Consider the following 25476-nt stretch of genomic DNA (forward strand, 5'->3'; position numbering starts at 1 on the left):
ATTGATCCGCATCAATGTCCTTGCGGTTGCATTCTTTGCGACAGATGTCGCACACTTGCGACACTCCGCCAAATCGGGATTCCCATGTCCGCGCTGCCTACCCCCTCCAACGCCGAGCTCGAACTGCTCAAGGCACTGTGGCGCCAGGGCGCCTGCAGCGCGCGCGAAGTCCACAACGGCGCCGTGGCCGCGCTCGACTGGTCCTATTCCTCCACGCGCAAGACGCTGGAACGGATGGTCGACAAGGGACTGGTCGAAGAAACCATCGAGCACGGGTTGAACATGTACCGCGCCCGGGTCGGCAAGGTCGCCACGCTGGCCGCCCTCAGCACCGACTTCGCGCGCCGGGTGCTGGAAATCGATGGCGCGTTGCCGGCCCAGGCGTTCGCCGACAGCCGCCTGCTCAGCGAACAGGAGCTGCAGCAGCTCGACGCGCTGCTGCGTGCACCTGCCAAGGACGACCAGGCATGAGCCTGACGCTGGGATTCTGGGCGGTGCAGGCCGCGGGCGCCCTCGCCGCTGGCGGGCTGGCCTGGGTTGCCGGCCAACGCCTCCACCGCCACCTGGGCCTGTCCCACGCGGCCTATGGCTACTGGCTGGGGCTGTGGTTGCTGGCGGTGATGCCCGTGCTGCTGTCGACGCTGGTGGCGCTGTGGGTGCCCGCACCGCTTGTCGCGCTGCCGCCCGTGCTGACGATGCCGCTGCCGGTCGCGTTGGACCTGGGAGACGCCGGCAGCGCCGGCGGCGTTGCGGCGACCTCTCCCTGGATACGTCCTTCCACCGCCATGCTGCTGGCGGCGCTGTATTTCGCCGGCCTGGGCATCGCCTTGCTGCGCGTGGCCTACGGCATGCGGGCCACGGCCCGGCTGTGCCGCGCCACGACCCCGATCACGCCCGCAGACTGGCCGGGACCGCGCAGCCGTGCCTGCGCGCAGCGGCTGATGTCGGCCGGCGTTGTCTGTCGCCTCAGCGCAATGCCAGTGAGCCCGTTCGCAGTGCGCTGGCCACGACCGATGATCGTGCTGCCCCGGTCGGCGCTGGCACACCTGGAGGACCGTGCGTTGAGCCTGATCCTCGGCCATGAAGCAGCGCACCTGGTGCGCCGCGATCCGCAGCGCGCGGGTCTGATGGCGGTGATCAACGCCCTGCTGTGGTTCAACCCGTTCCTGCCCCGCCTCACCGCACGCGTGCAGCTGGCGGCAGAACTGCGCTGCGATGCGCGGGCACTCGCCGAAGATGCCCAGGGCGGGCGCGAGTTCGCCACCGCCTATGTGCGCACGCTGCGCCTGTCCGCCGCCGCCCACACGCCTGCCCAGGCACTGACCCACCGCGATCTGGCCGGCCATGAAATCCGCATCCGCCACATGCTGCATGGCGATGCCGCGCGGCCGCTGGCACGATCACGGCGTGTGATGCTGCTGGGCAGCGCGCTGCTGGTCGGGAGTCTGCTGATGGTGATGCAGGCGAGTACGGCGCGGCCGCTGCCGGATCCTGCCGCCGGCAATGCGCCGCCTGCGGCCTCGATGACGCATGCCGTGCTGCCCCTGCCATTGCCACCGGTGCGCCAGCGCTCCAGCGAAATACGTTTCCAGGCGCCGCTGGCGACACCGCGGGTCACCGGTCACTTCGGCGACACCGGCAGCATCCGGCAGCGGCCGCACCGCGGAACCGATTTCGGTGCACGCTCCGGCACGCCCGTGCTGGCCCCCGCCGACGGGCGCGTCGTCGCGGCCACGACTGCCTACCCGGACGGTCCCCAGTACGGCACGGTGGTGGTGATCGATCACGGCCAAGGCTGGCAGACGCTGTATGCGCACCTGCAGGGCACCGATGTCGTGGTCGGGCAGCAGGTGAAGGCCGGCGAGCAGATCGCCCGCGTCGGCAGCACCGGACGCGTGACCGGTCCGCACCTGCACCTGGAAATGCTCCGCAACGGCGAGCGCGTCGACCCGCAGGCGCATCTGCCATGACCGGCTGACCGCTCCCCCCACACATCCGCCCCTCCGCTGCATTTCGTTTTCCTGGCCACAGGAGGGGCGCGTGTTGCCCCGCGAAATGCCCCTGCCCTCCTGCACGGACCGCCCCATGTCACCGACGTTCCGCACCGTACTTGCCCTGACCCCGCTGTGTGCCGCGTTCTCCAGCGCTGCACAGTCACTGCCCGCACCGCAGGCGCCGCCACCCACCGAGCTGGAGACCGTGCAGGTGCAGGGCACCGTGTACGACGCACGCCGCGAGGACACCGCCACCCGGATCGTGGTCGGCGCTGAAGCGCTGCGCCAGTACGGCGACATCGGCCTGGTGGATGCGCTCAAACGCCTGCCCGGCATTACCGTCGGCACGGGTGCGCCCGGCCGCAGCGGCACGCTGTCACTGCGGGGGTTGGGTGCGGGCTATACCCAGATCCTGCTCAACGGCCAGAAAGCGCCCGCCGGGTTCGACCTCGACTCGCTCACGCCGGAGATGGTCGAGCGCGTGGAGATCATCCGCGCACCCACCGCCGACCAGCGCGCCGAAGCGATCGCCGGCTCGATCAACATCGTGCTGGCCGCAGGCGCGCGAAAGGACAGCGGGCAGCTGTCGGTGGCCTGGGGCAACAGCAATGGCCGGAACACGCCCTCGGTCAGCTGGCAGCGCAACCGGCGCGCCGACCACCGCAGCAGCGCGATCACGGCGACCGCATCGCGCCGCGAGTTCCTGGTCGAGGAAACCGGTACCGAGCGTGCATGGAATCGGCAGGGAATACCGACCACCCTGCGTGACACCTCCCTGCGCGCCAGCGGAAACCGCGATGTGCTTTCACTGGCCCCCAGCCTTGAAGCGACGCTGGAGAACGGGGATACCTTCGCGCTGCAGGGCTTCGCCGATGCGAGCCGGTTCAACCGCATCACCTACATCGACTGGGCCACCACGCTCGGCGCCCCACTGCAGACCACCCGCTATCAACAACGCACGCGCATCGACGTGGCGCAGGCCAATGGCAGCATGACGTGGACGCGGGCGTTCGAACGGGGCGGCACGTTCACCACCAAACTGCGCCTGGGCGGCAACCGCGAGCGCTACACCTATCGGGAACAGGGCCAGGCAGCGGATGGGCGACAGAACCTGGAGGACCACACCGACGCGCGGTTGACCGTGGGCGATCTGAACAGCAGTGGCAAGTACACGCTGCCCGCCCGCGGGCGGCATGCACTGCAGCTCGGCTGGGAGGGCAGCGAGGATCGCCGCGATGAAGCACGCGTGCAGCAGCTGTTGCCTGTCCACGAGGGCGACGTGGTGGCGATCAGCGATCTGGCTTTCGACGCGCGCATCCGTCGCCTGGCGCTGTACGTGCAGGATGACATCTCACTGAGCGAGCGCTGGTCCCTCTATGCCGGCGCACGCTGGGAACAGATCGATACCCGCAGTGACGGCAGCAGCTTCAGCGGCATCCAGCGCCGTGACCAGGTGCTCTCACCGGTGTTGCAGTCACTCTGGAAAATGCCCGGCACCCGGGGCGACCAGCTGCGCGTCGCGCTGACCCGCACCTATCGCTCGCCTACGCTGGCCTCGCTGATCCCGCGCCCATACACCTCGACCAACAACCGCCCGCTCAACCCCGACGAACGCGGCAACCCGGCGCTGCGGCCCGAACTGGCGACCGGCGTGGACCTGTCCTACGAAACCTACGGCAAGGACGGCGCGCAGCTCAGCATCGGCGGTTATGCGCGCCGGATCAGTGAGGTGATCCGCACCGAAACACATCTGCAGGACGGGCGCTGGGTGACCACGCCGGTCAACGGCGGCACTGCGATGACCTGGGGGCTGGAGATGGATACGGCATTCCGTCTGCCGCAGTTGATCGCAGGCGCGCCGGCCGTGGCGGTGCGTTTCAATGCGACCGCCAACGATTCGCGCGTGGATGATGTGCCCGGTCCGGACAACCGTCTTGATGAGCAGGTGCGCTTCAGCGGCACCCTGGGCGCGGATTACGAGATCCGCACCGGCTGGACGGTCGGCGGCAGTTACACCTACCGCACCGGCGGCACGGTGCAGGTCAGCCCCGGCCAGTTCGAGATCAGTGCGTATGGGCGCGAGATGGACCTGTACTCGCTGTGGTCGCTGCGCGCAGGCAGCAAGCTGCGGCTGAGCCTCAACAACGCGCTGCACCGGGCGCTGCACACCGGGCAGGAGCGGGTCAGCGAAGACGGTACCGAGCAGCTGCGGCGCCAGCGCAGGGCATCGCCACTGCTGCGCCTGCAGCTGGAACTGCCGCTCTAGCCCGGCTCAGCCGGGCTGTCGGCTGGCCTCACCCACCGCCGGCAGTGACCGTGCGCGGCCGGGCTTGCTCGGGAAGGCATGGCGCACGATCCGCCACATCACCTGGCCGAACTGCCGCGGCAGCGAACCGGTGTTGTAGTGCTGGCCGTAGCGCGCGCAGATGTCCTTCACGTCCACGGCGATCGCGGCATAGCGGTTGGCCGGGATGTCCGGGTAGAAGTGGTGCTCGATCTGGTGGCTGAGGTTGCCCGACATGACATTCATCAGCTTGCCGCCGGTCAGGTTGGATGAGCCGCGCAGCTGGCGCAGGTACCAGTGGCCGCGGCTTTCATCGCGCACGCATTCCTTCGGGAAGGTCTCCGCGTCGGCGGTGAAGTGGCCGCAGAAGATGATCACGTAGGTCCACACGTTGCGGATCAGGTTGGCCACCACGTTGCCCAGCAGCACCGGCAGGAAGAAGGGGCCGGCCAGCGCCGGGAACAGCAGGTAGTCCTTGAACATCTGCTTGCCCATCTTGCGGCCGACTGGACGGAACTGCGCGCCCAGCTGACGCAGCGTCATCTTGCCGGCGAACACGCGACCCAGGCGCAGGTCCTGTATCGCGATGCCCCATTCGAACAGCAGCGCGAACACCACCGCCACCACCGGCTGCATCAGGTAGAACGGGCGCCAGCGCTGCTCGGGGAAGATCCGCAGCAGGCCGTAGCCGATATCGTCGTCCAGCCCGCGCACGTTGGTATAGGTGTGGTGGCGGAAGTTGTGGGTCTTGCGCCAGTTGTCGGCGGTGCCGACGATGTCCCACTCATAGGTGCTGCCCTGCAGCTGCGGATCGCCCATCCAGTCGTACTGGCCATGGATGACGTTGTGCGCCAGCTCCATGTTTTCCAGGATCTTGGACAGCGCCAGCATCACCACGCCGGCGATCCATGCCGGAATCAGCACGCTGTGTACGAACGCCCCCAGGAACAGCAGCGCGCGGCCAGCCACGCCGGTCCAGCGCACCGCCGCCACGACGCGGCGGATATAGCGCGCATCGCGCGCCCCCAGCGTGGCCAGATGGCGCGCCCGCAGTGCATCGAGTTCATCGCCGAAGGCCTGCAGTTCGGCCGGGGACAGCGCGCGGTTGTGCACGGAAGACATGGTCACAGCTCCAGGATCAGGTCGGTGCTGGCGCTGTTCACGCACAGCTTCACTTGCGTGGCCGGTTCGGCCGCGTGTTCACCGGTGAGGGTGTGGCGGGTGACGCCGGACACCTTGCCGCAGACGCAGGTATTGCAGATGCCCATCCGGCAGCCACTGGCCGGGCGCAGCCCTTCGGCTTCCAGCGCCTGCAGCAGCGAGGTGCCGCGCGGCAAGGAGAGCGTGCGCCCGCTGCGGCGCAGCTCGACCTGCACCGTGCCGCTCTCGGCCTCGGGCAGGACCGGCGGGGTAAACGCTTCGGACTGCAGCGAGGCGACCTGGCCCTGCAGGCGCGCCTGCGCTGCATCGACGAAGCCGCCGGGGCCGCATACCAGCGCACGGGCGCTGCTCAGATCGCCCAGTGCCTCGAACGCGAACGCATCGACACGCGAAGCGGGCGACGCCGGATCGCGGGTCAACGCAATGTGCAGCGTGAACGAGGGATGGCGTGCCGCGAGGGCGGCCAGCTCATCGGCAAAACACAGTTCCTCGCGGCGGCGTGCCCAGTACACCAGGTCCACCTGGCCGGGCATGCCGGCACCATCAAGCTGGCGCAGCAGCGCGCGCATCGGGGTGATGCCGCTGCCAGCGGCCAACAGCAGCAGGCGTTCGCTGGAAGGCGTCGGCAAGGTCATCTCACCAAACGCCTGGCCGAGTTCGAACACCTCACCGATCGCCGCGGCACCGGCCAGATGCTGGCTGACCGCGCCGCCGGCAATCGCCTTGACGGTAATCGCCAGCCGCCCATCGGCCAACACGGTCGGGCTGTAGCTGCGCGACAGGCGGCGCCCGTCGACCTCCACGCCGAGGGTCACGTGCTGGCCCGGCAGCAGGCCGCGGAAATGGCGGTTGGGCGTGAGCACCAGGGTCACCGCATCCGCGCTCTCTGCCGTGCGCGACACCAGCCGGGCCAACGGGCGGCGCAAGGTCCACAGCGGATGCAGGCGGGTGCCCCAGAAGTCGAACAGCTCCTCGGAGACCCAGCGGCGGGGGCTGGCGGCGTGACGGCGGGCGGCAATGCGCGGGACGGTGCTCATGCTGTGCACTATACGGCCGAGCATACGACTGTGTATACAGTTGTATATTGCCGGGACCGGCTATGATTCAGGGACTTGACCGCGCTGCCCCTGATGACCTCCCCAGACCTGCCCCTGCCCGCCTCCGACGACGCCCATCCCGCGCGCAAAGCCTCGATCTCGCGCGAGGATCTGCTGGCCGCCGCGTTGGCCCTGATCGGGCCGCACCGCAGCGTCTCCACGCTGAGCCTGCGCGAGGTCGCGCGTGAAGCCGGGATCGCCCCGAACTCGTTCTACCGCCAGTTCCGCGACATGGACGAGTTGACCGTGGCCCTGATCGACCTGGCCGGGCGCTCGCTGCGCACGATCATCGGCGAGGCCCGCCAGCGGGCAGCCTCCTCCGACCGCAGCGTGATCCGCCTCTCGGTGGAGACCTTCATGGAACAGCTGCGCGCCGATGACCGGCTGCTTCACGTGCTGCTGCGCGAGGGCACCGCGGGTTCGGATGCGTTCAAGCACGCGGTCGACCGCGAACTGAACTACTTCGAAGACGAGTTGCGGGTGGATCTGATCCGCCTGGCCGCCGCCGACGGCGCGCGCCTGCACGAACCGGCGCTGGCCTCCAAGGCGATCACCCGGCTGGTGTTTGCGATGGGCGCGACGGCGGTTGACCTGCCACCGGAGAAAGATCCGGAACTGATCGAGCAATTGACCCAGATGCTGCGTATGATCATCACCGGCGCGCGCACATTGGCAGGCAGTCCGCCGCTGCGGTGATCACGCCCTTGAACGGCCAGCTCGGCTGCGTGCGAACCAAGGCATTCAGCGCTGCGCCGCATCACGGCCCATGAAAATGGCGGCCCGGAGGCCGCCATCTGATTTCATCACCGCGGGCGCGACAGCCAAGGCTGCGGCGACAGCAATCGATCAACGGTACTGACGCTCACAGCGACGCTCGACCACGCGGTCACCGTTCTTGGACTGCTGGTTGCCCTGGATCTGGCGCCCGGCCGCGCCGCCTGCCACGGCACCGGCAACGGTGGCCAGCTTCTTGCCGTTGCCGCCGCCCACCTGGTTGCCAAGCAGACCACCGACCACCGCGCCGGTCGCCGTACCGGTGATGCGATTGGGATCCTTGGAATTACGCTGGACCTCGACGTTGTGACAGACGACCTTGCTGCCGTCGTTGAAGCGGCGTCCTTCGTCCTTGGGGCCGTAGGTCTGTGCGCCAGCCACTGCCGACACCGCCAGCAAACTGCCCAGGCACAACACGCGGATGCTCGTCTTCATGGTCGATCCCTGTTTATGGAACATGGGCCGAGTGTCTGCCTGCCCGCGGCAAGCGAGGGTGAATTCGCGTCGACACTGCGTCAAGGCACGTCGGGACGTTCAGGCCGCAGCCATCCACCTGACGGAGCTTGCCGCCGTGTGCCGGTCGTCTGACGCATCGAACGGGACGCCGAAGTGGATACCCGGGCATTCATTGGATGGCAAAGCGCCGTGCCGCACCCTGTTGCGCACACAATCGATCACTGGAACCCGCCAAGGTGACCGACGATGTCGCGTCCCGGACGGTCACCCACCAAACGCGTCACGAGGACTGCTGCCAATGCATGAACCCACCCTGCCGTCGACAATCACCGCCCGGTGCGCACAGCACTTGGACGCGCGGACCCGGGCATGACCGGCCCGACCTTGGTGCTGGACGGAAGCGCCATCCACGACATCCCCAGCTTCTACGCCGAGATCAACCGCGTGTTCATGGCCAACGAGGACTGGGAGCTCGGCCCCAGCCTGGATGCGTTGGATGACCTGCTCTACGGCAGCTATGGCGCACTGGCCGGGCACGCATCCGCCACCGTGCACTGGACGCACATCGCCCACAGCCGCGCCGCGCTCGGGGTGGCGGCCACCCGTGCCTGGCTGCAGGAAAAACAGGCGCGCCCCGGCATGTTCAATGCCGCAGGAATCGCCACCCAGCTGGACGCTCTGGAACGCGGCGTCGGCCAGACCTATTTCGACATCATCATGGAGGTATTCGCCGCCCATCCCGCCTTGCAGCTGCGCACGGACTGACCGGCTGCGCGTTACGCGCCCATCGAGCCGACGGATGTTTGTGGCCCTGCTCGCCACCTTCTGGAGCCGGCTTGTCAGTCAAGTTGCTCGTAGCTACGATCATTCAAACGCGGAAAAGCACTCACCTTGGGTTTGCAGCCCCGTAGTGGATGGTCGGGCTGTGTTCTCATTGATGAGCCGTCGAGCTCTCCAATGCGAAGCCGATAGCGCTGGAAAGCCAGAATCCTTTCGGCAGGTGAAGGAGTATCTGCAATGAGTAAAGGAAACACGAGTGGCGGTGGCGCGAAGTCCGGGGGCGGTGGAAGCAAGGTAAGCGCCCCTGGTTCTGGTGGGCGCGGTCCGGGGAACGCCGGCGGCTGGCCCAGCACAACGGGAAAGCCTTCAGGCGGAAGCCGTAGCAACGCACCTCCCCGCGGCAAGTAACGGTGCTGAAGGGCGTCGACGCTGACGTCGACGCCCTTTCATTCGATCCCGCATCCGGTTGTCGGCTGACAGGCGCCCCGGCCTATCAGGCGCGCGGCGCAAAAGGTTGCCAACGGTCTCCCAGTCCAACGTGAGGGTCAGGGGTCCGGATACTGGGACCGAAATGCCTTACCGCGCCCCCGGCACACGCCAAGCTGCCGGCACCGGCAGATCAGTCTTTTTCGACGACCATGGTCCAGAGTACGGTGACCATTCCGGGCTTGGCTGGATCCATGGTGCTCTGCGGGAACACCGACACAACCTTCCACCCTTTCGCATACAGCTGCGGAACGGTCACTTGGCCAACCGACTTGCATTGGAAGACGGTGCTGTCACTGAAGGGGGTCATGACCCCGGCCGGTGTGACTTGTTCAGTGGCCAGGCAAACCTCTCCTTGCGCGGCAGAAGCGGAGCCGGCCACGGCGAGCAGGGAGGCAAAAGCAAACGAAGTCCAGCGCATGAGCATTCCTTGGCGAGCCGACGTCGTGGCGGCGCTCAGACGATAGCGTATTGACACGGATGGGAGAAATGATTGGGCGCGGGCCCCTTCTCCCTTGAACACTGCCCACCAGCCCGCCCTCACGCGGCGCTTGGCTCCCGATCAGCACGCCATAATCCTTGCCTCCCTTGTCCACCGCACGTTCGACGACCCTGGCGCGCTTGGCTGCGCCCCATGGACAGGGATACGACGTACCGAAAGCTCCATCACCTGCTGGCGGGTCAGACTAAACTTGGTGACCTCGCGCCGTGTGGCGCGGCCCGTCGCACCATTTTTTGGCATCATCGTCCGCGTCCCGATTGGCGTCGCAACACGATGTTTGGCTCCTGACGAGCCGTCGCAGCACCATCGCAACAAAAAATCCCGTTATTTGCCGCCTTCGACGGCAACCCGCGTTCACCGACCGAGACGCACTCCATTGCAAGCCACTGATTCAAAACAAAAGAACAGCAGCACCAAGGCCTCGCCCGAACACACCCCGCTGATGAAGCACCATTGGCGTAGGAACAGTATCGATTCATAAACCCTTGCTCTGCAAGGGTTTTTTTATGCCTTATGGTGGACGCACCCCGCATGGACACAGCATGGACACAGGCTGTTTCTCGTAGCGTCTCAGCCTGTCTCAGCGTGCGGGTGCGTCAAAGGGCAAGCAGTTCATTGTGATGTGTCCTGTTCGTTCAACGGACCCAACCACTGTGGACGACGGAAGAAGCGCCCGCGCGCTACAAGTTTGTCCAGCCTCGTCACCCTGTCGTGGTCGTTGTGGCGTGGCGCACGCCTCTTGAACTCATCCAACGCGTCACGTGCGGCCGCAAGATCATCCTGTCCCATGTGCCACTCAACAATGTAAGTGATGAAGGACGTATTGATTGGCCGGTACGCGCCCATGGCCTTCAACACTTCACCAAAGCGGCCCGTTTCGGTTCGGTAGGGGTTGAGGTCGTACTGCATCTGTTGAGCCGTTAATGCCGCCTGGAAGATCTCTGCAGCTGGCTTCTTGCTCAGGACGATACGGTAGTAAGGGCGGATTGCTGCCTTCTTCTCGTTTTCAATTTTGAGTGCTGCGTAGTCCATACCACGATGGAAGCTGGCCTGATTGAGCAATCGCGTGTTGTACATCTCTAGCATCTGTTCAAAGATGCTTTGAGCATGAGCCTCAGACATGCCAACGGCCAGGACCACCACGCGGTACTCACCGCCCAGTCGTTCGCGGACGAACCACTCCCAGGCGATACCTCCGTTCTTCTGCCACGCAAAAGCACCGCGCCCGTACCCCGCGTAGAACGGCACACCCTCCCCGTCCACATGCAGCCAAGCGGAGTTCTTAGTGCAGTGTGGGCCTGACATCCACTGTGTCTGTGTCACGCACGCATCGTTGCTGTACGACGCAAGCAACGGCACGTCCACGCTGATCTTGCTTACGCCCGACGCTTTGGCCTGTGCAATCAGCTCTTCAACGTCAACGAGCTTGAACGTCACTGTCCGTCTCCCAATTCGTACACCTTGAGCACCTTGCCGGTTTGGACGTCCACCACCGCAATCTTGAGCAAGCGTCCTTCAATGAAGTGCTGCTCGTCCTCGTAGTGGGTTGGACGATCAATAGTCGGGTATTCGCGTTCGGTGTCCTGCGTGATGAGTGGCGGGACAACTTCGTACTGGAACACCTGCGTCAGACGGCCCTTGTAAGAGCGAGCGTCTGCGGGTTCCATCGGAAGAATGGCATCGACGGTTTCATAGTCCGTTTCCAAGCCCTGTGTATGGGAGACAGCAGTGATGAGTGCTTTTTGTGGTAGCGCCACTTGGTAGGTTTGCCGCTCAGTTTTGGGGATGCGCGCACTCACACCGTAGGCATTGGTGCCTACGTAAGAACTCTCACGCCTCTTCGTCTCCTTTCCATAAAGGGGAGCGTAGTAGCCACCCACACGATGCATCTTTAGGTACAGCACATCCCCTTCGTACTGCTTCTTCTCAGCGTTGTACTTCCACGTGTTGTCCAGCCCCCTAATCACCATGCTTCCAGCGCACAGTTCGCCTGTAGCGATGGCCGCAGGAAGTGCAGCAACCGCGCCCTTGGAGCGTGCGGCGTGATCTGCCTCACTCTCAAATTCGTCCTTCCCAGGTATCGACTGCAATGCGTTGTACACCGCCACCATGTCGTGCCCAGCAAAGGTCGGTGGGAGCGTAGTCCCCTCTTCCAGTGTGCACGCCGTTGAGAGCGGCAAGGGCGCGGCCGACAGACTTCCACACCCCATCAATGCAGCTACAGCGAAGATCCTTTTCACTCGTTTTCCCCTGTGTTGGTCTTAGATATCTTGGATTACGGATAAAGATGGGTGCTCTACCCTTTCAGATCATCGGGTATGTGATCCACTCCAAACGACATGGATCGGGCACTATCTTTTTCGACACGCTGTACTTCAGCTCGATGCATTGCAAGGCTTAGGTACACGATTGCAGAACGTGCCATGGTCAAGACACGCAAGGCTTTTGCTTGGAACTCGTCAAACGTCATCTGTTCCGACAGTCGATCATGATGCATCGATGCTTCGTCGCACTCGGAGCGGGTCCAAACAATCTTGAAGAACCGATGCTCCAAAGCATTACGTACGACGTGCAGTTCTTGAGCGTCCGGAGATGCGTATTGTCTAATGTCCTCGTTGAAGATGTCTTCGGACAGGCTGTACAGCGCGTGCAGCCATATATTTTTACTGCCTTCAAACTCCGGGCGAATGGTTGTCTCTGTGCCCTTCTTGGGTTCAGTCCCCCAGGATGGATGCCAAAGCCCACCATCGACGTGCCGGTGTCCGCGTGGGCGAAGAACGTAGCGACCGGATTGGAGATGCAGTGGCGGTTGAGATCCAGCCCGTCTCCATCGCCGTAGAAGTCCTCAGCGGGGCTCGGGAAGCCACACGTCACATTGACAGGCAGGACCGGGGCGCAGGCCTCAGCGGGCTGCGGGTGGGCTTTGGTGTGAGTGCTGGTGGCCATGCTCGTGCCTTGGCTGTGGCCCGGTATGGTACAGCCATCGTTAGCAGCATTACTAACGGCTTGGCCTGAACGGCTTCACCTCCGCCCGCTTGGCCGCTCTCCTACATGGCCCCTAGACAACCGCCTACTCTTTATCGAACACCTGCGCGCCATACGGCGTCTGTGCGCACAACGCCGCAAATGCCTTGACCATGATGTCGTCCAGTGAGGGCCGGTGCACAGCCTGCTCATACGCCGCGAAGACACCCTGGTCGAACGTCAAGAGAAGATCCATATCCCCTGCTGCAATGGTCTTGATCGCGCGCGTGTAGACAGAGTGATCGAACCACAGTCCCTTTGCGTAGTCCACAAGCGTTTCGCGATTGCGCGTGGCCTGGCCCTCCAGCTGGTAGTTCAGATGCATGTAGTCACGTTCACTTGAACCCTCACGCTTCAACTCATTGCGCAAGATGGCAACCACACGTTCCTTGCCCTGCTTCAACTGCGGACTCTGTTGGAGCAACAGAGGCGGATACCGACCACTGGCGGTCTTGAACTGTGTGGAGCGCAGAGTGTCGTGAAAAGCAGAGCCGACAATCCACTTGTCAATTTCGGCGTTCAACTTTTCGCCCGCCCGCATGGATTGCAAGGTCTGATCAAAAACCGACTGATCACCTGACAGCTTCTCAAATGCGGCCCGTTTGGCCTGCAAAACACACCACAATTGAATGACCTCCTCAGCGTGGCGCGGACCCTCTCGCAACAGGCAGCGCTCCCAACCCTCAGCGGCAACTCGGTGGCGAGTCTGCGCCTCGATATCCAAGGTTTGGTTCATTGAAGAACGTCGCTGGATGTCGGCGGTCCGCGCACGTGACCGCAACAAGAACAGGGACACCTGCGTATCCATATCAGACATGTTTAACCTAGCAGTCAGTGATGGAAAGGGATGGATAGTTCCAAAATTTCATCATAAAGAAACTAAAGAGCGAGACTACGGCAACCTTACAGAAACGTCTGACTCTGGATGCCCTCAACGCAACCAGAATACGTAATTGTGTTTCGCTCCCAATCGATAGTACATTCGGAATTCAGCCAATCCAATGAATGAAGCGCCACGTTGCTCTTGAATTTCTTTTCCCGGAGATGTTTGGCAACTCCACCGAAAATCAGATCAGGCAGCCGCCAGAAGCCCAAAATCCCGAGCAAGACGGAAGTTGTAGTGAGAACAGCTAGCCCCCCATCGCTCAGACGACCTGAGTATGCAGCGGGAACAACCGCAACGACGACCAGCAGCAATGCAACCACCGCATACGCAACTCTTTCCGAAAGCCTATAAGTCCTCTGTGCGGAAGAGGCAAATCCGGATAGAAGGTTAAGATCTCTCTTTAAATCGCGCAGCTTCGTGCTGTCCAGCTCCTTGCGAAAATCACCCAACGCACCCTCAAGTAGTTCAATCTTTATCGAATCGGAAGCCGACGCCTCCTTAAGCGCCTTTATCTCTCTATGCGAGGCTTCATCTCTATCATGCGCCTCGCTTTGAATGGATCGAACTAGCTCTTCATGGTTGGCGCTCAAATGGGCCATTTCAGAATCAAAGTACTGGTGCGCTGCGGAAAGCTGCTCCTCTCCTGCCAGTCTACCCCGCTCAATGTATCGTTCCTCGAGCTTACGCATCAGCTCTGACGCATCCTCAGTACTGCGCACCATCAATGGATCGCCGAGTGTGAGCTGCATGACATGTTGACCAGACCGCTCCTCTGTCATGAGCGCCCTAAAATGATCGGCCTTGTGGACATCCAATCCGGCTAAGAACTGGTGAACTTTTGTAACCACATCAGTGTTGGGTTCAAGCGCAGAAACGCAACTTGCAAGGAGACGGTGTCTAGTGACCTCTTCCGAGACACCACCAAAAGTAACCCACATAAGGCCAGCAAAAAATCTGTCGGTAAAAGCTGCCGGAACCGCTGATGAGACTTTCCTTTTTTTATCCAACACAAGCTTAGACGAACGGTCTGCGATACGATCATTCTCCGTTACAAATATGTACGCAGCAGAGTCAAAACTCTTGAAAGGCGACACATTCCCACGACGCAGGCGAATAACACCCGCTACGGATTTTGCATCTCTAATTTTCGCCTGATAGTTGTTGTAGGGCCCAAGATCCGATGCAAATGCGTCCTCAGCCTCCCGTGAAAATATCTGGTAGGACTGCGGTGTATCCGGCGACTCAATAACCTTGATGCCGAATCTCTCGACTGCACCACGGACATCGGAGCGAAGCGAGTCTACATAGACCCTGAAAGAGTGATCACTACAAAGGCGCGATGCCGTTGCGCCGTGCCCTTGGCCGCGAGCAACGTGATCCACTACACTCTTTATGTTGTATTCGATTTCTTGTATCGAATGAGAAAAAATTTTAATGGACGCCTGTTTGGCCTTAAGATCATCAAGAAATGCTCTTGCGTAACTAGTACTTTCCTTGTTTCTGACATCAAGAATAGACATCACCAAAGGCGCATCAAGGACTACAGTCAGGCGTCGCAAGTCTGCTTTCGAGCCAGGCTCTTTAACATTAAGAACAACTTCGGCGAGGAGTGCGCCGTGAGCAAGCCTAACGATAAGATCGTACGTCTCCCTTTTGTACTCAAACATATTGAGAATGTATGAAGCACAAACAGTCAGGAGTTGACTGCGCTTAGCAACATTAAAATCATCCTGACTGTCGTCATCTTTCCGGAGCGAGAGAATATCCGAATTTTTGGCCGGAACTGACGGCTTGCTCCGGATCAAAGAGAAATCAGTGAGAACCAAGTATTCCAGGAAAACTTTTTCTGCCTCTGCGTCAGTGATTTCGACACCGTGGCTGTTGAACTGATCACAAGCGAATGTTGAGAAATCGCTTAGCAGCGACCGCACTTGCGCCTCAGTTACGTGATCTCCAGGCCTTGTCTCGGAGGGTGTTGCGTACACATAGGTCACTGTGGACTCAGAAAGAGGAACTCTTTTCAAAATTCCGCATGCTTCTAGTCGCGGCGTGAGGTCATCGACGGCCCAAGGGTGGATTTTAATTCCATAAAACTCATTCAGCTTGTCGGCGAACACGTCTGCTGAGAAGCTCTCACCTTGCAGTGCCCTAGCAATAGGCGCGAACATCGGGGCCAGACCACTAGTCAAGTCAGCAGGATCGGACTTGGTGTAAGCCAAGAATGCATAAGCAATTAGAGCGCGATCTACTCCGTTAGAAAAATACTTACTCTCCACACCCTCGTTCATAAGCCCTCTAAAATTCGACATGATACGAAAATAAAAGCGCGAAAACTCACTGAAAGCAGCCTCAACGACCTGGAACCAATTAAAGTGAGTCCACCACCAAATTCAATTCAGTTACATTATTTCGATATTTCAATCGGGTAATCGAGCCCTGCATGGGGCAAGCTTTACGAAACCGTCTTGATCCAGCCCAACAATTTTTGATACGAGCGCGTACTGATTGAGATAGATCTTAACTGGACGATCCTCAACAGTTGCCCATGGGCGAGCAACCCCGTAGGCAACCGCATCCTTCTCACCATCCGTACGGAACTCAAGACGGTCGTGTCGGTAGTGCAACCCCAAGACCTCGGCCTCATCGCTGCCCCCACAGGCCATGATCAACTCGCGCTCGGAACCCGCGCTGAAAGACTTGAAGTCATCCAGGGCGAACGGCGGCAGTTCGTCAAACCACTTGACCCGTCGTTGGACACGGTTTAGAAGAACACGGTCTGCAATTGAATCCGTGAGCTGACGCAAAGCTGCGATCTCCCTACCCTGCTGACTAGCTTGCTCCCGAAATTCCAAAACAATGCGGTCACGAGCTGCAACCACATGGAACAGCACAAGTACAACCAGCACCAAAATAATTGCGCCGACAAACTCAACCATTGCGCCGCCCCCTCCGTTTTGGTGAGTCTAGCGCAGGCGAGGTGCAACTTCCCAGCAGTGAGAAGACACGAAGCCTCAGCACGCAAGACGTCGGCAAATGCATGATCAAAGGCCAAGCTTGCGTGTCATCCCTAGAATGCCGAAGCCACGCTGATTTAAGGTGGGATGGGTGCCGAAAGAGAACGCGAGGATCCTAAAGTTCTAGACCATGCGGCCGATAGTGCTTCCGCTAAAGGGAAGCATCGCGCTGACCAAATCTCATTGCCAGCTAGACTGGCCCAAAACGGTGATCCAGGATGGAATCGACCCCAGTGTTGTGCTTCGGGCGCAAAATAACCCCATACATCATTGCAGGCCTTGCAATGGTAGCCGTGAGCACAACTGCCCATGCGGCAAGTTTTGACTGCGCAAAAGCCTCTACCCCAGTAGAAGAAATGGTGTGCGGCAATGAGGTCCTATCGGAACTCGATTCAGCGTTGGCAGATGCGTACGCAGTGGCACGCGTACGCGTCATGGACGACGGGGCTTTGCTCAGAGCAGAGCAACGTCAATGGATCGCCAGCCGTCGGAACAGTTGTGACACTGAGGCTTGTCTTGAGGCTGTGTATCGGGATCGGGTCATCGAGCTGCGCCTTGTGGGCGGCTACGAGGACGAAGCGCAGATCGTCGCTTCGCTTCCAGGCGCAATCAAGATTGCCGCTGAGCCGGTGGAACCAAACGACGAACGAGAGCCGGAAGCTTCGTATGTTGCAGAGGCCTCAGATGATCTGGCCACGTCAGTCGAAAGTGCCAGTGAGAATGGCCTGATATCTGATCCGGTAGCTACGAGTGAAAGCCCGTCAGCGCAGATGGAACAGAACAGGCAAGCCCCAAAAAAAAGCACACATTGGAGCACCTACGCAATCGGCGCGATCCTTGTCTTGGGCGTGGGTCTTCGCGCGTTGGCCTTCTACCGCCGAGACATCAAAAAGCAGTGCCCAAAGTGCAAGGAAGCGGGTGCGCTCGAAAAGCTCGGAGAGCGTATTGTGAACAGAAGGCGTCGGACGGGGCAACCAAGCTCAACAGGGCACCGCATAACGCGAACAACTGAATATTGGCGTGCGAAGTACAAGTGCCAAGCATGTGCCCACAGCTTTGAGTACGCGTACACACAGACGCACCGAAATAACTAGCATGGAAGCTCGGTAAGCCCGCCAGATCACCGCCTACGAAGGTCCGTTGAGGAAAACGTGCGTGCGTATCAACACCGACGAACTCACCGACAGGCAGCTTCTAGAACTCCATTGCACCGTCATGGATGCATTGCGGAAGCGGGGTGTCATACGCTCATCGAACAACCCCGTGGCCGACTACACGGAGACATTGGTGGCGCGTGCACTCAATGCCACCTTGGCGGTGGGATCTCAGGCAGGATTTGATGCAGTCGGCCAAGATGGAACGCGGTATCAGATCAAAGGCAGAAGACTGACCGCCGCCAACAAAAGCACGCAATTGAGCGCGTTGCGGAACCTTGCATCAGGGCCATTTGATCAACTCGCCGCAGTGGTGTTCAACAGCAACCTGCACGTTGAGTACGCCGCACTCATTCCATTGGATGTGGTTCAGAAGTTAGGGCGATATCGCGCGCATACCAACAGCCACACGTTGTATTTTCGGCGCTCACTTTTCGAAGAGCCAGGCGTGACCAACGTTACGGACTTGATCATTGCAGCCACAACAATCACGCACAAACCACAATCAATATCAATTTGATCGATCTGTCACGATTGTAAATATTGGCGTAGAAATCATGAGACATCATTTCACAAAGATCATTGAAAACAAGGCGCGCACAAAGCAGTCCGAATTGCAGAATTACCGGATGACCAACACCATCGTTATCACGTACAAAGATGCGAACACACCAAGCCCAAAGTATTTCGTACTGGCGTGCTTCTTGAACGCCGACACGATGATCGACGCCGCTGCCGAAGCAGTCGAGCGAAACTTGACCGTACTGCAAGTTCTAACGCCCGTGTTCGATGCTATGTTTCAAGACACAACATATCGTCCTGCAACAATGGTCAGATCCGTTCATAATAGTTTTGAAACAGGCATTGAACTCTGCGAGGATGTTGCAAATTTTGAAGACATCCCCACAGACGCTCGATATACAGGCTTCATGGGATCGTGCTATGGACGTGAGTACATCCACTTGGTCTACAAGTTGCTGCACACCGACATCGAGAAAATTTCAGCCACTGTCACAGTCTGAGCATTGTGATCGAGGAACGAAGCTGGCTTACGAAAACACTGTCGCCCCTCGATCCTTCACTTGACCACAAAGGGCTTCTTGATTGAAGACGGCCCCAGGCTCCTGAGATCACCATTATTGGTGTTAGAACTGGTGGATGCCGAAGGTTGCTGCCCGGCCAGATCGAACACTTTCAAAATTAGACCAGCGCGAACGTTGATGACAGCAAACTTCTTAAGGGATGCGGTTACCAGCGTCTGTTTTTCTTCCGACTCAAAGGGCCAATCAATTTTCGGGAACTCATACTCAGAGTGGCTACCCACATACGGGCGAACAACACCGTACAAATACACTACATCAATATCATCCTTTTGAGCGCGTGCATCAGCACCACTCATTTCCACGTCAGCTCTCAGTGAAAGCTCCTTGTACGAAAGCCCTGGAAGCTCTCCGGCCTCCACCACTGATTGCTTGTCAAAGGCCACGTAATAGGCGTCCCGCTTCTTCTTTGTGACAGACACCGACACCCCATAGGCGTTGCTTGCGTCGTAGACGCTTCTGCGAACGTTTCTTTCACCCCCGTAGACCTTGGCGATATCGTGGTATTTCTCGCCATCAAACCATCGGCTGCGGCAGCAACGTCCCATTCTCTCTGGCCCTTGGGCAGGTTTGCGTTTGTCATGTAGAAGCGCTGGCTAACAACCTCTTCTCTTCCGAACTCATCACGGATGACAACACGAACATCATTCGATCCTGGCGACACTGGCACACGCCCAAGATCCCACGGGCCTGCGGCAACATTGCGGGATCCCATCTTGTCGTTGTTGACGAATATTTCTGCAGCACTGCGTGTGTCCGCCACACCGCCTATCAGCGGAACTGGCGTAAATTCCTGATCGCGGCGAAGCATACGATCTGAAGCGACGCGGACACCTGCAAGATTGACAGTGCCTGTCATTGCAGAGCGAGGAGTGAACACATCGCCTGCCTGGATGGCAACACCTCGCTTCAAATTATCAACGTTCCAGGTGCTGATGCCGCGTCTGTAGTCAGTCAGATTTTTCGTTGTGTTCAACTGCCCCGTCGTGATCAACGTGCCGGGCCCCACGCCAATGCGAGCGTCATGAGCACCGCTCACAGCGTAGGATCCAGAGTCATTCGTGCGTGTAGCAATGTCGTAGTTGAGTAGCACACCCTTTGGTTGTGGATCTACTTCTGTCACCCTCGCTGCGCGAACTCCGGAGAGGTTCTGACGCGTCATCAAGGATGCTGGAGCAGTGATCTTGAATGCCTGCTCTGCATCATCGAAGGCCACTGAGAGACCAAGATCATCTGAAGAAATGAGGCCTGTTTTCCCCTCCAAGGGAAGCGTCAGATTCGGCAGCGATTGCCATTCTTCAACGGACAAGTAGATGGATGAGTTCTTTGCTTTGATCAGTCGCGCAGGTAGAACCTCTCTCCCTGAGAGGACCACTGATGCGAGGATTTCCGCCGTGTCTTGAGGCTCGTTTGCATTTGCGCAGATGGGAAAGCAAGCAAGAGCCAGGGCGAGGGCCATGGCTCGATACTTCATCTAACCGCCAGTTCTTGGGCTACGCCATTTACAACCACATTGACTGATGCAGGCGCTGTATTCGCCTTCAATGTCATCCTGAACGTCTGTGATGGCAACACATAGCCAACAAGTCCATTCTTGTTTTCTCCACCCGCTGTCAGGTTTGTCAGTTGGGCTGTGGCCGTGCCTGTGTTTACAACCCCCAGGCGGCCGCCTTGCCAGCTTGCCGCTAGCTTCGGTTGCGCGTCCTTGGCCCGCCAGAACCAAGGCGAATCAATCTTTACGGTCTGGTGCAGGCCCGGAAGCTTCGCCACCTCTGGATCTATAATTTCTTGCACACGAACGCGATACGCCTGCTCGTCGCCAGTGCTGTTCGTTTTCAGATAGCGGATGACCTGGCGCTTGCCCGGCTGGATTGTCACAAGGCTGGGTCTGAAGATCAGATCGTTGGTCGCAACTCTTGTCTGTTCGCCGTTTTCCACGGCCCAGGCTTCTGCAGAGACTTGATAGGTCTTCGGCGTTGAGTCTGTATTTGTGAGCGCTAAAACACCCGTCTTTTGACTGGGGCTAAAAACGGCAACTACAGGCGATACTTCTATAGCGCCAGCAGCGAAGGACGTAGCAAGTGCGGCGGCCAATACAATTTTACGCATTTATCAAATCTCCGTTTGTATTTAAAGGTATACCTTTCATACAAACAGAGAATTAGAATTACGCAAGTCTCACGTGATCTATTTTGCCACCCCATGGCCTGACTTTAGGATTATTCGCGCTCATCGATATCAGCATGTTATCCACCATGGAACGCAGATGATCAGGCACGCGGCGACAATCGACAGGTAAATACAAAAGAACTGATGTTTTCTACGACGGGCAGCGTCCGCTCCTGCTCTCTCCATTCCCGCCCTCTCCATTGCATCCCTTACAGCGTCCCTTACGGCGCCCCTTAGAAATTCAAGATCCTCAGCTGTTAGTGCTTTCTTTTCCTCTTGACTGGAATCACTCATTGTTATTCTCCATTTGTATTTAAAGGTATACCTTTCATACAAACAGAGAATTAGAATTACGCAAGCCTCCCGCGAGCTATACTGCCATCCCATGGCCTGACTTTGGGCTCATTCGCTTTCGCTTGTATCAGCAAGCTGATCAGCGATTTTGTCTAGATGATCAGCGATTTTGTCAAGACGACGCTCCATCGAGTCATATCTCTCGTCTTGCCTTTCAAGCATCCGATCCACTTTAATTGATCCAACGAAATACATTAGTGCCGCAGTGGCCGCCAGGGTCAGGTAGATTACAAAAAGCTGGAGCTTCGACCGATTGACTTCCCTCATTGCGCCCCCCCGTTGAAATAGAGACCTCAGCATTTTTAGCTGGCAGACGCTCTTCAATTTTTGTGTCCAGCACATCTATTCTGATAGCCATTTTATTTAAACTATTGTTCATAAATGAGGTGACGCCAATGATCGACCCTCCAATCAGAATGGCTGCGCCAACTAAAAAAAGCTGGCACCTCGGCCAATTGACTTTGACTCCCCTCATTTCGCCCCCCCTTTAGGCACCTTCTTTTCTCCTATTTTTTCGACCAGGGTGACAGGAGCAAAGGCTTTTTCAAAGGCTTTTTCTATTGATCTTTCTATTGATCTTTGCAACAGACCATATCCGAACACCACCGTCACCAGTGCTACTGAGAGATGAATAAACAAAAGCTGATGCTTTCTCCTGCGGAGCTTTCTCCTGCGGACTCCTTCGGCCCTTACCGCCTCCATTAATGCCTCAAATTTAAGATCCTCAGCTTTATGCTTACTCTTTTCCTCTTGATTGGACTCGCCCATTGTTATCCTCCATTTGTATTTAAAGGTATACCTTTCATACAAACAGAGAATTTTGATTGCGCAAGCAATCTGTTATCACATTAACAAAAAAAGGGCCGAAAGGGCCCTTTTAGGTGTAAATTCATATTACTAGAGACTAAAGACAATACATTTTTTTAATTGAGGCGTTGACGCTATCGTGCCAAAACCTTCGCACTGCAGTGTAACCTCCTGATCTTTATTCAATCGAACCGCTTGCGCAGCAGGAATATCGCGCGCGTAAACGTCTTCGAAACGGCCACCGCCAACAAGGATGATAAGAGGTTGATCCCCCACACCTGAACGAATTGAACGTATCTGACCCGTCACAAGCATTCTTTTATGCTTGTATTGCTTGTCAGCCCTCACTTCATTATCAGAATATGCCTGGAAGAGCTCGACGGGCGTGGTCCTTATCGCCACAGATTGAGCCACTGGAGCAACTTCGGAATCCAATCTGATGATCTGGGCTTTAACATCACTACGCAGCGTTAACCCCTTTGCTTTCGCATCCTCTGCTTGCTGCCACGTTGAAAAAGGCCCTAAACGCACACGCCAAGCTGGCCGACCATTAATTACCGCTGGCTCGCTAAAACTCGGGATTTTTGATCTTTTCACATACGCCATTACGGCGTCAGCATCTGCTTGATTGGCATAGGCTCCATACGTGACCGCAAAGTCATTAGATGACCCATCCGCAATTCTGGAATTGCTCAGGCCCTGACCTGCGCTAGCCAGGGGCAAAGCTGTCAGGCAGGCAGCAAGCAGAACTCCCTTAAAAATATGTTTCATCTTCACTCCCGATCCATTGAATTCAAGATGATAGCGCTACAGGGCGAACCCAAGCCAGCACAATTATTTCCAATTTATCGACTCATCTGCGTTGAATCAGTGTAGGTTACGACTCGCAAACAACCAGCCAGGGAGAGTGTTATGCGAACCGTCATTTCCTTTTGCATTGCAACAGCATTCCTGTCGTTCACGGCCCATGCCAAGCCGGGCCTTGGTTGCCAGGACGCAATCAAACAGGCAAAACATAGTCAGATCGTCTGGAACTCAGCGTCGCCGGATCTACCGGCGACGAAGCATGTGGACACGACTGCTGGCCGATTGATGCTGGCAGCGGGAGAGGATGGGTTCACTGCCCTGTCACTCAATGGCAAGCCTGTCCAGGTTCCTTCCAGCGCCGCTGGAACGTTGGCCTACGGGCAGGTCTATGACCTGGGCAAGCAGATCCTGGTGGCAGCGTTCGTTGAGCGTCCTGAGGATAGCGGTGCGGTTCCGAGCGAAGTGCAGTTGCTGTTGTCAGGCGATGGGAGCGTGCTGGACAGCGCAGTTCACTCTGGGACGGCTCACAGCAAGGATTTCTGCTCGCGAGCTGACGGCTAAGATCCGCGCAAGGCTGCTGGTCGCACCTATAATTGCGTAGGGGCCAGCGGGCCCGTGTGTTCATAGAAGAAAAGGAAGTCTCTTGAAGATTGCGAAATTGTTAATTATTTCTGCCGCGCTAGCTCCCGGCTTTGCAATCGCAAAGGCGAGCTACTTGAAGTGCGAGCTTGTGAGCGCACCTAAGTATCAGCAATTTACTTCACAGCGCCAGAAAGACGCGTTCCTAGCTGGCATCCTCGACAAAGGAATGATGGGTTTCGTGGTTCCGCCTTCTGCCACGTGGAAGGTTGATATTGATGGTGGTCAGGTTGAAGATCTTGAAAATGGCCCGCGCTGGACTGTAAAGAACCTCAAGGTGACAGAGGGATTCATTGAAGGGAAAACAGAGTTCGGAAGCGATTTCCTGCTTAGCCGCGTGACGGGCCAACTGTCCTATATCAAATACTCTGGAACAGAAAATTTTGTCCTGGAAGGCATCACGGTGCCCACCTACGGCGTTTGGGTGTATCAATGTAGCGCCACTGACGAAAGAGTTGTATAGCGCCATATCCAGATCAAAAGAAAAGGGGCCCAAGGCCCCTTTTCTTTTGCTTGGTGTTTGCGCCACCTGCGCAATAAGCGTTTCCTTTACAACGGCGTCACCACAGCTTGCTCAGCCTCGCTTTCACTCACAGCTTGAACGGGACGCTCGATAACCGGCCAATTCTTCAAAGAGTAATCCCTATGGGTTCCATCATATTTGATTACGTCAAAAATGATCCGCTTGAATGCCTCGTAGCACTGGAAGAACCCATCAAGGTGGGTCTGCGTTGCATCACTGGTCGGCTCTAGAAGTCCGCCGTGCGCCGCTTTGTTCCGCACTTCGTCCCAGGAATCCAACATCTCTTTAGTCAGGACTCCGTTAGCGATTAGACGACGAAATGCGACCTTCAATTTGGGCAATTTGCTGTTCTTCAGAGAGCTTTTCAGCACGCCAAGCGCCCTATCGTCTACTGCAAGATCGCTCGTGGAAATCTTTTCGATAGCATCTTCAAGAATGGTTACAAAGCCCTGATCAATGTCGGTGTCAACATGATAGAGGGTGTTGATAAGGCCTTCGATAGAGGATGCGATGACCTGAACGCTGTTCTCCATGTCATTTTGATATGTCTTCAAAATGCGATGAAAATAGTGATATAGAACCTCTTGAACATCTCTAGTTGTGGACTCGTGCGTAGCCCTGATCCACAGATTCAGAAACGCGTTCCAGTATCCGCGATACACCCATTCCCTCGGAATGAACTCAAGCAGTCGGCCACCCTGAGGCCGCAACCCTTGAGGCAGAATGCTTATTTGCTCCCTATCCCCCTTGATGTGCCAACTGCAGGAAGGCACGGGTGATTGACCAGCGAGCAAACTGATACCCGTCAAAAATGAGCGGCTATTTTTTTCAAATTCATGCGCGAGCGAGTTGAACCGAAGCTCGACATTGCCATGATGGTCTTTGATCGCTTCCCACGTCCAATCTTCGAGCTCACACTTGAATTTATCCTCGTGCGGACGAAATGGGAGCTTTAATTCACCAGTGAAATACCAGCCACAGTATTCCTTTCCGTTCTTGTTCTCATGGACGGAGCGCTCTGTCTTCAATTCGCTTAGTGAGGCAGTTATTTTTAAGCTATGGCTGTGGCTCTGGTTGATCAGTTGACGCTCAGAAATCCACTCTTGCCCATTATGGTCGTGGCCTTTGATTGAAAACAGACCTGCATCCCCTATCAGCTTTCCAGAGACATAATTGTCAAGAATAGCGTAAGGGTCGTAAGGACCTTCTGTGCCTTGACACACAAGAACAAATTCAAGCTCTCCGTTCTTGTTTTGAGAGACGACCCCGACACCTTTGAAGATGATCGGATCGTTGTCAACGCATTGGGTTACTTGGCAGTCAACGAGCTCCAAACGAAATTCGCCCGACTGCAAATTGTCTCTAACCTGTTCGAACACATAGCCCCCTGAAGGTTCTTTAGTGACTAGCGCAGTGATCTTACGTCAAGCCGCGAGCCGATGCTGCTAGTAGGGATGACGGCGGT

General features: G+C 58.0%; 26 protein-coding genes. 10 read left to right on the forward strand and 16 right to left on the reverse strand.

From position 1 onward, the window contains the following. Positions 1-84 precede the first annotated feature (84 nt). From ORK51_RS10440 to ORK51_RS10450, 3 genes are all read left to right on the forward strand, one after another. Positions 85-471 carry a BlaI/MecI/CopY family transcriptional regulator gene (locus tag ORK51_RS10440; protein ID WP_266084858.1) on the forward strand — a complete coding sequence of 129 codons (387 nt, stop codon included), beginning with the start codon at positions 85-87 and terminating at the stop codon, positions 469-471. After that, positions 468-1970, forward strand: coding sequence for a M23/M56 family metallopeptidase (locus ORK51_RS10445; RefSeq protein ID WP_266084859.1), 1503 nt, complete (start codon positions 468-470; stop codon positions 1968-1970). The genes ORK51_RS10440 and ORK51_RS10445 overlap by 4 nt, the downstream gene beginning before the upstream one ends. Positions 1971-2085: 115 nt before the next feature. Beyond that, the gene (locus tag ORK51_RS10450; protein ID WP_266084860.1) at positions 2086-4260 is read left to right on the forward strand and encodes a TonB-dependent receptor plug domain-containing protein; all 2175 of its coding nucleotides are present in this window, start codon (positions 2086-2088) and stop codon (positions 4258-4260) included. Positions 4261-4266: 6 nt separating this feature from the next. Here the strand turns inward: ORK51_RS10450 and ORK51_RS10455 are convergent, their stop codons facing one another. Both ORK51_RS10455 and ORK51_RS10460 read right to left on the reverse strand, forming a co-directional pair. Continuing rightward, positions 4267-5400: a fatty acid desaturase family protein gene (locus ORK51_RS10455; RefSeq protein WP_266084861.1), complete on the reverse strand. Its 1134-nt coding sequence runs from the start codon at positions 5398-5400 to the stop codon at positions 4267-4269. A 2-nt stretch (positions 5401-5402) separates the two neighbouring features. Then, the gene (locus ORK51_RS10460; protein WP_266084862.1) at positions 5403-6476 is read right to left on the reverse strand and encodes a ferredoxin reductase; all 1074 of its coding nucleotides are present in this window, start codon (positions 6474-6476) and stop codon (positions 5403-5405) included. A 93-nt stretch (positions 6477-6569) separates the two neighbouring features. On the opposite strand from ORK51_RS10460, the gene fabR reads away from it, so the two are divergent. Continuing rightward, a complete protein-coding gene (fabR, locus tag ORK51_RS10465; protein ID WP_026069985.1) occupies positions 6570-7232 on the forward strand; it encodes an HTH-type transcriptional repressor FabR in 663 nt (220 codons plus the stop codon). Between the two features lie 150 nt (positions 7233-7382). On the opposite strand, the gene ORK51_RS10470 is transcribed toward fabR, so the two are convergent. After that, a complete protein-coding gene (locus ORK51_RS10470) occupies positions 7383-7745 on the reverse strand; it encodes a glycine zipper 2TM domain-containing protein (protein WP_019184476.1) in 363 nt (120 codons plus the stop codon). A 390-nt stretch (positions 7746-8135) separates the two neighbouring features. On the opposite strand from ORK51_RS10470, the gene ORK51_RS10475 reads away from it, so the two are divergent. Beyond that, positions 8136-8531 carry a barstar family protein gene (locus ORK51_RS10475; RefSeq protein ID WP_266084863.1) on the forward strand — a complete coding sequence of 132 codons (396 nt, stop codon included), beginning with the start codon at positions 8136-8138 and terminating at the stop codon, positions 8529-8531. Between the two features lie 634 nt (positions 8532-9165). On the opposite strand, the gene ORK51_RS10480 is transcribed toward ORK51_RS10475, so the two are convergent. The 7 genes from ORK51_RS10480 to ORK51_RS10505 form a co-directional block, all read right to left on the reverse strand. Then, a complete protein-coding gene (locus tag ORK51_RS10480; protein ID WP_070426888.1) occupies positions 9166-9453 on the reverse strand; it encodes a hypothetical protein in 288 nt (95 codons plus the stop codon). Between the two features lie 693 nt (positions 9454-10146). Next, positions 10147-10971, reverse strand: a complete 825-nt coding sequence (locus tag ORK51_RS10485; protein WP_266084864.1) for a hypothetical protein — start codon at positions 10969-10971, stop codon at positions 10147-10149. Then, complete coding sequence (locus ORK51_RS10490) at positions 10968-11774, reverse strand: hypothetical protein (RefSeq protein WP_266084865.1); 807 nt, start codon at positions 11772-11774, stop codon at positions 10968-10970. The genes ORK51_RS10485 and ORK51_RS10490 overlap by 4 nt, the downstream gene beginning before the upstream one ends. Before the next feature lie 56 nt (positions 11775-11830). Further along, a complete protein-coding gene (locus ORK51_RS17925; protein ID WP_429000656.1) occupies positions 11831-12337 on the reverse strand; it encodes an LA2681 family HEPN domain-containing protein in 507 nt (168 codons plus the stop codon). A 267-nt stretch (positions 12338-12604) separates the two neighbouring features. Further along, entirely contained in the window at positions 12605-13354 is a 750-nt protein-coding gene (locus ORK51_RS10495; RefSeq protein ID WP_266084866.1) for a hypothetical protein, read from the reverse strand. A gap of 107 nt (positions 13355-13461) precedes the next feature. Then, positions 13462-15732 (reverse strand): hypothetical protein, encoded by a 2271-nt coding sequence (locus ORK51_RS10500; protein ID WP_266084867.1) that lies wholly within the window; start codon positions 15730-15732, stop codon positions 13462-13464. 129 nt (positions 15733-15861) lie between these two features. After that, positions 15862-16380: a hypothetical protein gene (locus ORK51_RS10505; RefSeq protein WP_266084868.1), complete on the reverse strand. Its 519-nt coding sequence runs from the start codon at positions 16378-16380 to the stop codon at positions 15862-15864. A gap of 296 nt (positions 16381-16676) precedes the next feature. Between ORK51_RS10505 and ORK51_RS10510 the strand changes: the two genes are divergently transcribed. The 3 genes from ORK51_RS10510 (at position 16677) to ORK51_RS10520 (ending at position 18634) form a co-directional block, all read left to right on the forward strand. Next, the gene (locus ORK51_RS10510; protein ID WP_266084870.1) at positions 16677-17552 is read left to right on the forward strand and encodes a lysozyme inhibitor LprI family protein; all 876 of its coding nucleotides are present in this window, start codon (positions 16677-16679) and stop codon (positions 17550-17552) included. Positions 17553-17613: 61 nt separating this feature from the next. After that, positions 17614-18132, forward strand: a complete 519-nt coding sequence (locus tag ORK51_RS10515; RefSeq protein ID WP_266084871.1) for a hypothetical protein — start codon at positions 17614-17616, stop codon at positions 18130-18132. Positions 18133-18241: 109 nt separating this feature from the next. Then, a complete protein-coding gene (locus tag ORK51_RS10520; protein WP_266084872.1) occupies positions 18242-18634 on the forward strand; it encodes a hypothetical protein in 393 nt (130 codons plus the stop codon). 56 nt (positions 18635-18690) lie between these two features. Here ORK51_RS10520 and ORK51_RS10525 read toward each other — a convergent pair whose 3' ends face one another. The 5 genes from ORK51_RS10525 to ORK51_RS10545 form a co-directional block, all read right to left on the reverse strand. Continuing rightward, positions 18691-19017, reverse strand: a complete 327-nt coding sequence (locus ORK51_RS10525) for a hypothetical protein (RefSeq protein WP_266084874.1) — start codon at positions 19015-19017, stop codon at positions 18691-18693. A gap of 8 nt (positions 19018-19025) precedes the next feature. Continuing rightward, positions 19026-20171, reverse strand: a complete 1146-nt coding sequence (locus ORK51_RS10530) for a fimbria/pilus outer membrane usher protein (protein ID WP_266084875.1) — start codon at positions 20169-20171, stop codon at positions 19026-19028. A gap of 11 nt (positions 20172-20182) precedes the next feature. Next, complete coding sequence (locus ORK51_RS10535; protein WP_266084876.1) at positions 20183-20821, reverse strand: fimbrial biogenesis chaperone; 639 nt, start codon at positions 20819-20821, stop codon at positions 20183-20185. 885 nt (positions 20822-21706) lie between these two features. Continuing rightward, positions 21707-22003 carry a hypothetical protein gene (locus ORK51_RS10540; protein WP_266084877.1) on the reverse strand — a complete coding sequence of 99 codons (297 nt, stop codon included), beginning with the start codon at positions 22001-22003 and terminating at the stop codon, positions 21707-21709. A gap of 129 nt (positions 22004-22132) precedes the next feature. Beyond that, positions 22133-22813: an SPOR domain-containing protein gene (locus ORK51_RS10545; RefSeq protein WP_266084878.1), complete on the reverse strand. Its 681-nt coding sequence runs from the start codon at positions 22811-22813 to the stop codon at positions 22133-22135. A gap of 141 nt (positions 22814-22954) precedes the next feature. Between ORK51_RS10545 and ORK51_RS10550 the strand changes: the two genes are divergently transcribed. Both ORK51_RS10550 and ORK51_RS10555 read left to right on the forward strand, forming a co-directional pair. Next, positions 22955-23410: a hypothetical protein gene (locus ORK51_RS10550; protein WP_266084879.1), complete on the forward strand. Its 456-nt coding sequence runs from the start codon at positions 22955-22957 to the stop codon at positions 23408-23410. Between the two features lie 82 nt (positions 23411-23492). Further along, positions 23493-23951 carry a hypothetical protein gene (locus ORK51_RS10555; RefSeq protein WP_180855480.1) on the forward strand — a complete coding sequence of 153 codons (459 nt, stop codon included), beginning with the start codon at positions 23493-23495 and terminating at the stop codon, positions 23949-23951. 86 nt (positions 23952-24037) lie between these two features. Here the strand turns inward: ORK51_RS10555 and ORK51_RS10560 are convergent, their stop codons facing one another. Next, entirely contained in the window at positions 24038-25390 is a 1353-nt protein-coding gene (locus ORK51_RS10560) for a hypothetical protein (RefSeq protein ID WP_180855481.1), read from the reverse strand. Between the last annotated feature and the right edge of the window lie 86 nt (positions 25391-25476).

This window comes from Stenotrophomonas sp. RIT-551, assembly GCF_026241915.1.
Classification (GTDB): Bacteria; Pseudomonadota; Gammaproteobacteria; order Xanthomonadales; family Xanthomonadaceae; genus Stenotrophomonas; species Stenotrophomonas bentonitica_A.

What these genes read in the sequence shown, in the direction of transcription:
- ORK51_RS10520 (WP_266084872.1), top strand. Translation starts at nt 18,242, where the DNA reads ATGACCAACACCATCGTTATCACGTACAAAGATGCGAACACACCAAGC.
- ORK51_RS10500 (WP_266084867.1), bottom strand. Translation starts at nt 15,732, where the DNA reads ATGAACGAGGGTGTGGAGAGTAAGTATTTTTCTAACGGAGTAGATCGC.
- ORK51_RS10455 (WP_266084861.1), bottom strand. Translation starts at nt 5,400, where the DNA reads ATGTCTTCCGTGCACAACCGCGCGCTGTCCCCGGCCGAACTGCAGGCC.
- ORK51_RS10470 (WP_019184476.1), bottom strand. Translation starts at nt 7,745, where the DNA reads ATGAAGACGAGCATCCGCGTGTTGTGCCTGGGCAGTTTGCTGGCGGTG.
- ORK51_RS10450 (WP_266084860.1), top strand. Translation starts at nt 2,086, where the DNA reads ATGTCACCGACGTTCCGCACCGTACTTGCCCTGACCCCGCTGTGTGCC.
- ORK51_RS10545 (WP_266084878.1), bottom strand. Translation starts at nt 22,813, where the DNA reads ATGAAACATATTTTTAAGGGAGTTCTGCTTGCTGCCTGCCTGACAGCT.
- fabR (WP_026069985.1), top strand. Translation starts at nt 6,570, where the DNA reads ATGACCTCCCCAGACCTGCCCCTGCCCGCCTCCGACGACGCCCATCCC.
- ORK51_RS10510 (WP_266084870.1), top strand. Translation starts at nt 16,677, where the DNA reads ATGGAATCGACCCCAGTGTTGTGCTTCGGGCGCAAAATAACCCCATAC.
- ORK51_RS10440 (WP_266084858.1), top strand. Translation starts at nt 85, where the DNA reads ATGTCCGCGCTGCCTACCCCCTCCAACGCCGAGCTCGAACTGCTCAAG.
- ORK51_RS10480 (WP_070426888.1), bottom strand. Translation starts at nt 9,453, where the DNA reads ATGCGCTGGACTTCGTTTGCTTTTGCCTCCCTGCTCGCCGTGGCCGGC.
- ORK51_RS10530 (WP_266084875.1), bottom strand. Translation starts at nt 20,171, where the DNA reads ATGGCCCTCGCCCTGGCTCTTGCTTGCTTTCCCATCTGCGCAAATGCA.
- ORK51_RS10535 (WP_266084876.1), bottom strand. Translation starts at nt 20,821, where the DNA reads ATGCGTAAAATTGTATTGGCCGCCGCACTTGCTACGTCCTTCGCTGCT.
- ORK51_RS10445 (WP_266084859.1), top strand. Translation starts at nt 468, where the DNA reads ATGAGCCTGACGCTGGGATTCTGGGCGGTGCAGGCCGCGGGCGCCCTC.
- ORK51_RS10460 (WP_266084862.1), bottom strand. Translation starts at nt 6,476, where the DNA reads ATGAGCACCGTCCCGCGCATTGCCGCCCGCCGTCACGCCGCCAGCCCC.
- ORK51_RS10540 (WP_266084877.1), bottom strand. Translation starts at nt 22,003, where the DNA reads ATGGGCGAGTCCAATCAAGAGGAAAAGAGTAAGCATAAAGCTGAGGAT.
- ORK51_RS10475 (WP_266084863.1), top strand. Translation starts at nt 8,136, where the DNA reads ATGACCGGCCCGACCTTGGTGCTGGACGGAAGCGCCATCCACGACATC.
- ORK51_RS10550 (WP_266084879.1), top strand. Translation starts at nt 22,955, where the DNA reads ATGCGAACCGTCATTTCCTTTTGCATTGCAACAGCATTCCTGTCGTTC.
- ORK51_RS10505 (WP_266084868.1), bottom strand. Translation starts at nt 16,380, where the DNA reads ATGGTTGAGTTTGTCGGCGCAATTATTTTGGTGCTGGTTGTACTTGTG.